This is a genomic window from Dolichospermum sp. LEGE 00246 (genome assembly GCF_015207865.1).
GTDB classification, from domain to species: Bacteria; Cyanobacteriota; Cyanobacteriia; order Cyanobacteriales; family Nostocaceae; genus Dolichospermum; species Dolichospermum heterosporum.
This window is the reverse complement of record NZ_JADEWA010000229.1, coordinates 1-8,558: the sequence shown is the minus strand read 5'-3', so window position 1 is coordinate 8,558 and position 8,558 is coordinate 1. Positions and strand designations below refer to the sequence as shown.

8 protein-coding genes are annotated in these 8,558 nt (G+C 37.1%); all 8 read left to right on the top strand.

What is annotated here, in order from left to right; translation table 11 throughout:
* Window positions 1-387 precede the first annotated feature (387 nt).
* On the top strand, window positions 388-1,191 hold the full coding sequence (locus tag IQ228_RS15415) for an ATP-binding cassette domain-containing protein (RefSeq protein WP_027401207.1): 804 nt from the start codon (window positions 388-390) through the stop codon (window positions 1,189-1,191).
* 435 nt (window positions 1,192-1,626) lie between these two features.
* The gene (locus IQ228_RS15410) at window positions 1,627-2,742 is read left to right on the top strand and encodes an aliphatic sulfonate ABC transporter substrate-binding protein (protein WP_193963415.1); all 1,116 of its coding nucleotides are present in this window, start codon (window positions 1,627-1,629) and stop codon (window positions 2,740-2,742) included.
* 482 nt (window positions 2,743-3,224) lie between these two features.
* On the top strand, window positions 3,225-4,088 hold the full coding sequence (locus tag IQ228_RS15405; protein ID WP_193963414.1) for a TauD/TfdA family dioxygenase: 864 nt from the start codon (window positions 3,225-3,227) through the stop codon (window positions 4,086-4,088).
* Between the two features lie 49 nt (window positions 4,089-4,137).
* Window positions 4,138-5,175 (top strand): sulfonate ABC transporter substrate-binding protein, encoded by a 1,038-nt coding sequence (locus IQ228_RS15400; protein ID WP_193963413.1) that lies wholly within the window; start codon window positions 4,138-4,140, stop codon window positions 5,173-5,175.
* Between the two features lie 448 nt (window positions 5,176-5,623).
* Window positions 5,624-6,424 (top strand): aliphatic sulfonate ABC transporter permease SsuC, encoded by an 801-nt coding sequence (gene ssuC, locus IQ228_RS15395; RefSeq protein WP_071992748.1) that lies wholly within the window; start codon window positions 5,624-5,626, stop codon window positions 6,422-6,424.
* Window positions 6,425-6,576: 152 nt separating this feature from the next.
* Complete coding sequence (gene ssuD / locus IQ228_RS15390) at window positions 6,577-7,746, top strand: FMNH2-dependent alkanesulfonate monooxygenase (RefSeq protein ID WP_193963412.1); 1,170 nt, start codon at window positions 6,577-6,579, stop codon at window positions 7,744-7,746.
* A 34-nt stretch (window positions 7,747-7,780) separates the two neighbouring features.
* The gene (ssuE, locus tag IQ228_RS15385; RefSeq protein ID WP_027401201.1) at window positions 7,781-8,347 is read left to right on the top strand and encodes an NADPH-dependent FMN reductase; all 567 of its coding nucleotides are present in this window, start codon (window positions 7,781-7,783) and stop codon (window positions 8,345-8,347) included.
* 8 nt (window positions 8,348-8,355) lie between these two features.
* Window positions 8,356-8,558, top strand: a 203-nt coding sequence (locus tag IQ228_RS15380; protein ID WP_193963411.1) for a hypothetical protein, incomplete at its 3' end; no start/stop codon positions are given.

The following is an 8,558-nucleotide window of genomic DNA, read 5'->3' as shown; positions in this document are numbered from 1 at the left end:
CAAGTGGGGATTTTTTTATGGGTATTTTTCATAAATTTCTTCTCAAATAGACTTGCAATTTTTATCTAGTTATGCCACACTAAATTAAAGCTACGGTATTCCTACCGATTTATAGTGGATTATAACTGGGAAACACAGATTGGCACAACAAGCAGACTGGTAGTAATGCCAGATGCTTGTTTACTAAAGCTTTCTGTCCAGAGAGATTCAAGTAAATAAAAACGAGTAATTTCTGTCAATCTTAAAATTTCCTCAAGCCGGAAAATAAATATATTAATTTACTCATGATTTCGGCTTAGAAAAATTATCCACAAGCATTGTCTATTTTTATTTGACAGATTTACTCTAAATAACCAATCAAACATCCACAATTAAGAGGTTTTGATCATGACTAATCAAGTAAAAGGAATGCAATTAAACCTTGAAGGACTGCAAAAGTCTTTTGGAAATAAAACTGTTTTACAAGGAATTGATTTAGAAATTCAGCCAGGAGAATTCGTAGCTATTGTTGGTCGCAGTGGCTGTGGTAAAAGTACAATGTTGCGTCTAGTTGCGGGGTTAGATGCTCCCAGTGGCGGCGATGTTTTGTTAAATGGCAAATATTCTGATAAACCCATTAATCCCGCTATCCGCATGATGTTTCAAGATGCTCGTTTGTTACCTTGGCAGCGAGTATTGGCAAATGTAGAGTTAGGTTTAATAGGTGCTAATTCCAAAGCTTATGCCAAACAAACGGCTTTACAAGTGCTGCGTGAAGTAGGATTAGAAGACCGCGCTCAAGAATGGCCTTCTGTGCTTTCTGGTGGACAACGACAACGGGTAGCTTTAGCAAGAGCCTTAGCCAGTAAACCCTCTCTATTACTACTAGATGAACCTTTGGGGGCGTTGGATGCCCTAACTAGAATTGAAATGCAACAATTATTAGAACGTTTGTGGCAAGAACAAGGATTTACCTCACTGTTAATTACCCATGATGTAGAAGAAGCAGTGGTATTAGCAGACAGAGTAATTTTGATTGAAAATGGTCAAATTAGTATGAATGTAAAAATTGATCTTCCCCGTCCACGCGCTAGAGGAGACGCAAAGTTTGCCAAGACTGTAGAGATAATTTTAGACAGAGTTATGGGTAAACAAGAATCACTACAAACTGGATTTTCATCTTCTTATTTATTGAGTTCTGTGTCTGCCTAAATGTCATTACTAGAAACTGTTTGGAGCAAAAATTATGACTATCGCCATAGAAAGTCTACAAAAAGTCAAATTCGCACAGATAGGCGTTCAATTAGTCAACCTGTGGTGTTGTCTAGGCTATCCTTAGATTTAGATAAACACCGCAGTTCATACCCAGAAATTTTCCAGATGCTTCTGAGGTTATTTAGAGTTAGTAGGTGATATTGGTGAAAATAGAGAAAGCCAATTTTTCTCAACTTCTCTTTTCTAATCTTAGGGTTTAAACAATCTTGGTATTTGACTTATAACTGATATTCTCTACATAGCTTACCAAGCATTACTGTCAGTTATTTTTAGGTTTCCTCATGCCTTGTTGAGGTAGATTATTTTTTCTACCTCACTTTCTTAAATATTTAACAAAAATAAAAAATTTTCATAAAAAAGGGGTATTCAACCATGCTGAATTGGGAAAATAAATTTCAATCCTGGAAAAACAAACGGATTACTCGTCGTTCTGCTTTATCCGCTTTTAGCTCTAGTTTAGTCCTATCTGCTGCGTTATTCACTTGGAATACACCCCAAAATAGCGCTCAACAGCAAGCAATTTCATCTACTGGCAGTACAACTAACACAAATAGTAAACTAATTGCCAGTAATGACAAAAAAGTAGTCCGAATAGTTCGGTCTAAACAGCTTACAGCCTTAGCAGTTTTAGAAAAAAAAGGCACTTTAGAAAAACGATTAGGAGCTTTAGGTTATAAAGTTGAATGGCCTGAATTTGCTGCTGGACCACAACAGTTAGAAGCTTTAAATGCAAATGGACTTGATATTGCGTCTACAGCCGAATCACCTCCAGTTTTTTCTCAAGCAGCCGGAGTTCCTCTCGTATATTTAGCAGCTAACTCCTCTGATGGTAGAGCAATTTCACTTCTAGTTCCCCCCAATTCACCTGTTAAAAGGTTTAAGGATTTGAAAGGCAAAAAAGTTGCTTTCCAAAAAGCATCTATTGGACATTACCTCACAGTTAGAGCAGCGGAAAAAGAAGGTTTAAAACTCACTGACGTAACTTCAGTTTTTTTAGCACCTCCAGATGCTAATGCCGCCTTTAGCCAAGGTAAAGTAGATGCCTGGTTTATTTGGGAGCCATTTGTCACCAGAAATGTCCAAAACAAAGTGGGTCGGGTCTTATTAGATGGTGGTAAAGGTTTAAGAGATACTAATAACTTTTATTCCACCAATCGCAAATTCTATCAAGAAAATCCTCAAGTAATTAAAATTTTTCTAGAGGAATTACAAAAAGCACAAGTTTGGTCTAAAACCCATCCCAAAGAAATTGCTCAGTTACTAACTGGTGCAACTCAGCTTGATGCCCCAACTTTAGAAAAAATGCACGACAAATATGATTTTGCATTAGTACCAATTAATGCAAAAGTGATCAAAAAACAACAAGAAGTTGCAGATAAATGGTATAGTCTGGGGCTTATACCTAAAAAAGTAAATGTTAGAGATGGGTTTTTAACTCCTCAACAATATGCTGCAATTACTCCCAAGGAAGTGCTTGCTAAAAAATAGCAATTTATAATAGTTTTATTTCTCTTTATTTTCGGGAGAAAGTAAAAAGAAGTAAAACTTAGAGGATGTTTGAAAAGTTTTTAATGTATAAATTGACCCCTCTTGTAAACCTCTCCCCTGCAAGGAGAGAGGCTTTGAAAACCCCCTTCCCTACAAAAGTAGCAGTTTATAATAGTTTTACTTCTGTTTATTTTTGGGAGAAAGTAAAAAGAAGTAAAACTTAGAGGATGTTTGAAAAGTTTTTAATGTATAAATTGACCCTCTTGTAAACCTCTCCCCTGCAAGGAGAGAGGCTTTGAAAACCCCCTTCCCTTGTAGGGAAGGGGGCAGGGGGTTAGGTTTTTGGAAATTATCGGTTTCATCTAATACTTTATGGCTAACGCCACGCTATGCCTTCGGCACACTTCGTGAACGCTATCAAACAACCGCTTAAATTGATTCTTGACAAAACTATAGAATTTGAATGAATTTTACTTTTAACTATGCCGACACTTACTTTAACTAATTTGCAAATTACTCCTCTTGACGCTCCACTAGGAGCAGTTGTAACTGGATTAGATGGTACAAAATCTCTCGCTCCTGAAGCAATTTTACAACTTAAACAAGCACTTAGAGATTATCATATTCTCATCTTCAAAAATCAACATCTTAATGATGAGCAATTTTTGAACTTTAGTTTTAATTTTGGTTCATTATTTGTCCCACCAGATAATATTCCAGTTCTTGCTTCTCAACCAGGAGTAACACCAGTTATAATCCCTGTTTCTAATGTTGATGGTGGCTACACAGGTACAGGTGAATTAGCTTTTCATTCTGATCATAAATGGACACCCTATCCTTCTAGTGGTTCTCTACTTTATGCTTTAGAAGTACCATCTGAAGGTGGAGATACTTCTTGGTTAAATCTCAATTTAGCTTATGAAACTTTGGATGAATCAACCAAACAACAAATTGCAGATTTGCAGTTGATTACTTATAATCCATTTTTAAATAAGCCAGGAGAACCTCGCCGAAAGTATCGTGAGGATAAGAATATTACTCTCATTAGTCCTGTCTTTCCCCACCCATTGGTGAGAACTCATCCAGAGAGTGGTAAAAAGATTTTGTATTTAGATTACACCACAGAAGTTGAAGTTGTTGGTTTAGAACCCCAAGAGGGTAAGGAATTAATTGAACAGTTGAGAAATCATCTGCATCAACCTCAATTTTATTATCAACATAAATGGTCTGTAGGCGATATTGTCTACTGGGATAATCAATCTACATTACATTATCGTCAAGCTTTTGATCCTCATCAACGTCGGGTCATGAAACGCATTAGTTTAGCGGGTAGTCGCCCATTTTAGGTTCTGGAATAAAACGATTTGAATTGAAATTAAGTGAGGAGACATAATTATGAACTTTAATCTACAACGCCGCAGAGTTTTACAGAAATTTATTCAATATTCAGCATTAGCTTTGGTTTTTCTTTCTACTCCCATTGCTAGTAATATAGTCGAAGCCCAAAATACAACTAATAAAGCAGGAATTAAAACAAAAGTAGTCCGACTTGCTTATCAAACTTCTGGAGATATTGTGAAAATTAAAGGAGTGGTAGATAAGCGTCTTGAGCCTTTAGGTATCAAGGTAGAATGGTCTCCATTTCCTGCTGGTCCACAACTAATGGAAGCGATGAATGCAAATAGGGTTGATATTGGTTCTGTAGGAGAAACACCACCAATTTTTGCTCAAGCTGCTGGCGCTCAACTTGTCTATATTGCTGGACGTAAACCTAGTAGTGGTGAAGGTAGTGCTATTGTTGTCCAGCCAGATTCTCCTATTAAGACAGTTAAGGATCTTAAAGGTAAGAAAGTTGTTTTTCAAAAGGGTTCAGCATCACATTATTTACTACTAAGAGCCTTGGCTGAAGCAGGTTTAAAATATAGCGATATTCAAGCAGTTAGTTTAACTCCAGCAGAAGCTCGTGATGCTTTTATTCAAAAGAAAATTGATGCTTGGGTTGCTTGGGACCCCTTTATTGCGGTTGTTCAAAAGAATGCTAATGCTCGTGTTTTGAGAAATGCTTCCAGAATTGCTACTCAAGGTGGATTTTATATGGCTAGACGGAGTTTTGCTGTGGAAAATCCAGAAGTTGTGCGGATAGTTTTAGAAGAGGTAGATAAATTAGGAGAATGGGCAGAATCTAATCCTGACGAGGTTGTGAAAATTCTTGCACCTGAACTAAAACTTGATCCTGCACTTTTAGCTGTGGTAGTTCGGAGACGGACATTCCGTATACGCCCAATTAACTCATCTCTTGTTGCTGAACAACAAAGGATTGCAGATTTGTTTTATAAGGAAGGGGTTATTCCTAAACAAGTTGCCATTAAAGAGTCGGTTTTAAGTTCTCAACAGTATGCAGCTATTACACCCCAAAGAATTAGTAAGAAATAACCTGTAGTTATTCTGATTTTTACTTTGGCGGCTAAACCCCGCCCTTAGAGGATGTTTGAAAAGTCGTATCCCGTAATTTTCATCACATTGTTACCCCCCTTTCCCCCTTGTAAAGGGGGGTAACAATAAAAATCCACTTCCCTCCCCTTTACAAGGGGAGGGTTAGGGAGGGGTAAAAAATATTTGATACATCAACCATAACTTTTCAAACACCCTCTTAGAGGATGTTTGAAAAGTATCAGAATTAATCGAGATCCCCCCAACCCCCCTTTGTAAGCTTTGTAAGGGGGGCTAAATTCCTCAAAGTTCCCCTTTTCAAGGGGGATTTAGGGGGATCTGCGGGTGTCAGATCCCACACGAAAAAGTTTTCAAACAACCTCTTAATCATCCTGATCACCGGTTAATAATTATGAAACTTTCTTCTCCTGGTTTTTCATCAAAGTATACAATGAGAAAAAATAAGTTCCATTTGAAGTTTATCAAAAATCCCTATTTTCAATCATTCATACCTTGGGTTGTACCCATAACAATAATTATATTCTGGCAATTCTTGTCTTCTGTTGGGGTTATTCCCATTAGAATATTACCAGCACCTTTAGCAGTTGTTAGTGCTGCTATTAAATTAACTCAGACAGGTGAACTTTTCAGAAATATTGGTATTAGTGCCATAAGAGCAATATCTGGGTTTTTAGTGGGAGGAAGTATTGGTTTTAGCTTAGGTTTACTTAATGGTGTTTCTCCGATTGCGGAAAAGTTACTAGATACATCACTGCAAATGCTGCGGAATATTCCTAACTTAGCATTAATTCCATTGGTAATTTTATGGTTTGGCATTGGTGATGAGGCGAGATTATTCCTGGTATCTTTAGGTGTAATGTTTCCTATTTATTTAAACACTTTTCATGGGATTCGCAGTGTTGATCACGGATTGATTGAAATGGGTAAAATTTACGGTTTAAATACTTGGGGTTTATTTTGGCGAATTATTCTCCCAGGGGCAATGTCTTCAATTTTAGTTGGTGTGCGGTTCTCTTTAGGGATTATGTGGTTAACACTGATTGTCGCAGAAACAATTGCTGCGGATTCTGGGATTGGTTATATGGCAACAAATGCTAGAGAATTTATGCAAACTGACGTTGTAGTTTTAAGTATTTTAATATATGCCTTGTTCGGCAAGCTGGCTGATATAGTTGCTAAAACTTTAGAAAACTACTGGTTGCAATGGAATCCCAGTTATTTGAAGGGTTAATCTACTCATACTCGATAGAGTTACAGTATTTTTTGTAAAAGTATTGCTTTTCTTGATTCTTTTGTGTAATACTCTTGAGTATTACCCAAATAGTACGGTTTACCGATAGAGTTAACGTAGTTTTTGATTGAAAAATTTTACACTTAAGTATCATGCAAGTTCTTTGGTTTATTCCCACACATGGCGATGGACGTTATTTAGGAACTGCTACAGGTGGTCGTTCAGTTAACTTTGATTATTGGCGACAAATTGCCCAAGCGGTTGATCAATTAGGGTTTACAGGGGCTTTATTACCCACAGGTCGTTCTTGTGAAGATGCCTGGATTTTAGCTTCAACTTTGGTAACGCACACTAAAAAAATGCGGTTTTTAGTAGCAATCCGTCCGGGGTTAATGTCGCCAGGAGTAGCAGCAAGAATGGCAGCAACTTTTGATAGAATTTCTGGCGGAAGATTATTAATTAATGTCGTGACTGGTGGTGATCCTGTTGAATTAGCTGGTGATGGTTTGCATCTTGGTCATGATGATCGCTATCAACTAACTGATGAATTTTTAACAGTTTGGCGAGAAATTGCTGGAGGTGAAATTTCTAATTTTGAAGGTGATTATCTCAATATTAAAGAGGGGAAAATCCTATTCCCTAATATCCAAAAACCTCACCCACCTTTGTGGTTTGGTGGTTCTTCTCCCATTGCTCAAGTAATTGCTGCCAAGCACGTTGATGTTTATTTAACTTGGGGTGAACCACCTCAACAAGTAGCAGAAAAAATTGCTGCTGTGAGACGTTTGGCACAAGCACAAGGCCGAACATTAAGCTTTGGTATTCGTCTTCATGTCATTGTCAGAGAAACTGAAAGTCAAGCTTGGGATGCTGCTAATGATTTGATTCGTTATGTAGATGATGCAGCTATTAAAAAATCCCAACAAGCTTATGCCAGAATGGATTCAGTTGGACAAAACCGCATGAAGGAATTACATAATGGCAGTCGGGAAGCATTAGAAATTAGCCCTAATTTATGGGCAGGAATTGGTTTAGTTAGAGGTGGTGCGGGAACTGCATTAGTAGGTGATCCCGATACTGTTGCTAAAAGAATGCAGGAATATGCGGACATAGGAATTGATACTTTTATTTTCTCTGGTTATCCCCATTTAGAGGAAGCTTATCGGGTAGCAGAATTGCTTTTTCCTCGTTTACCTTTGGATAATTTACCAACAATAGAACCACAATTATTAAGTCCTTTTGGTGAAATTGTTGCTAACCGGGAATTTCCTCAACAGCTTCAAGAACAACTTAGAGAAACAACAGTAGCCACCGTAGATTAGTTGAAAATTAATTCAATCAAGAGGTTTTTGTCAGATGACTTATATTTTAGCGATCGCTGGTAGTCCTTCTCATCCTTCTAGAACCTATGGAATTTTAGAATATGCAACTCAAATTCTTTCCCAACAAGGTTTAGAAACAGATATTATTTCTGTACGGGATTTACCTGCGGAAGATTTAGTTTATGGACGTTACAATAGTCCAGCTTTAGAAAAACCAAAAGCACTACTAGAACGAGCTAGTGGGGTAATTATTGCTACGCCAATTTATAAGGCTGCATATACTGGGTTACTCAAATCTTTTTTAGATTTATTACCACAAAAAGCTTTAAATGGTAAGGTTTTATTACCATTAGCTACTGGTGGTACAATCGCTCATTTATTATCAATAGAATATGCCTTAAAACCAGTTTTAGGTGAATTAGGCGCAAGACATATTTTAAGTACAGTTTACGCAGTAGATAAGCAAATTCAAATTCAAGCTGATGGTAGTTTGCAATTGGATGAAGAAATTGATCAACGCCTCAAAGAAGTTTTAACAGAATTTATCCAAGCTGTTAATAAGTCTCAACCTGATGTCAAAGAATTAGCATATAGTAACTAAAGGTATCTATGAATCAATACTCTGATTTACTATCGGAACTCTCTGATTTTCTTTATCCTCGTAGTCCTTATTATGGAGATTTGAAGTCAGAACATTTAGAATTTAATGCTCAACTTCAAGATTTTTCGCAACGAGTGAGCTATATTTCTGGTCTACAAACTGGTGGTAAACTTTCCTCAGAAGAGGCTTATAAACAAATACATATTCTCCT

Bases quoted from the DNA above. Each gene is read 5' to 3' on its own strand.
- IQ228_RS15415 (WP_027401207.1), top strand. From the start codon at position 388: ATGACTAATCAAGTAAAAGGAATGCAATTAAACCTTGAAGGACTGCAA.
- IQ228_RS15410 (WP_193963415.1), top strand. From the start codon at position 1,627: ATGCTGAATTGGGAAAATAAATTTCAATCCTGGAAAAACAAACGGATT.
- IQ228_RS15405 (WP_193963414.1), top strand. From the start codon at position 3,225: ATGCCGACACTTACTTTAACTAATTTGCAAATTACTCCTCTTGACGCT.
- IQ228_RS15400 (WP_193963413.1), top strand. From the start codon at position 4,138: ATGAACTTTAATCTACAACGCCGCAGAGTTTTACAGAAATTTATTCAA.
- ssuC (WP_071992748.1), top strand. From the start codon at position 5,624: ATGAGAAAAAATAAGTTCCATTTGAAGTTTATCAAAAATCCCTATTTT.
- ssuD (WP_193963412.1), top strand. From the start codon at position 6,577: ATGCAAGTTCTTTGGTTTATTCCCACACATGGCGATGGACGTTATTTA.
- ssuE (WP_027401201.1), top strand. From the start codon at position 7,781: ATGACTTATATTTTAGCGATCGCTGGTAGTCCTTCTCATCCTTCTAGA.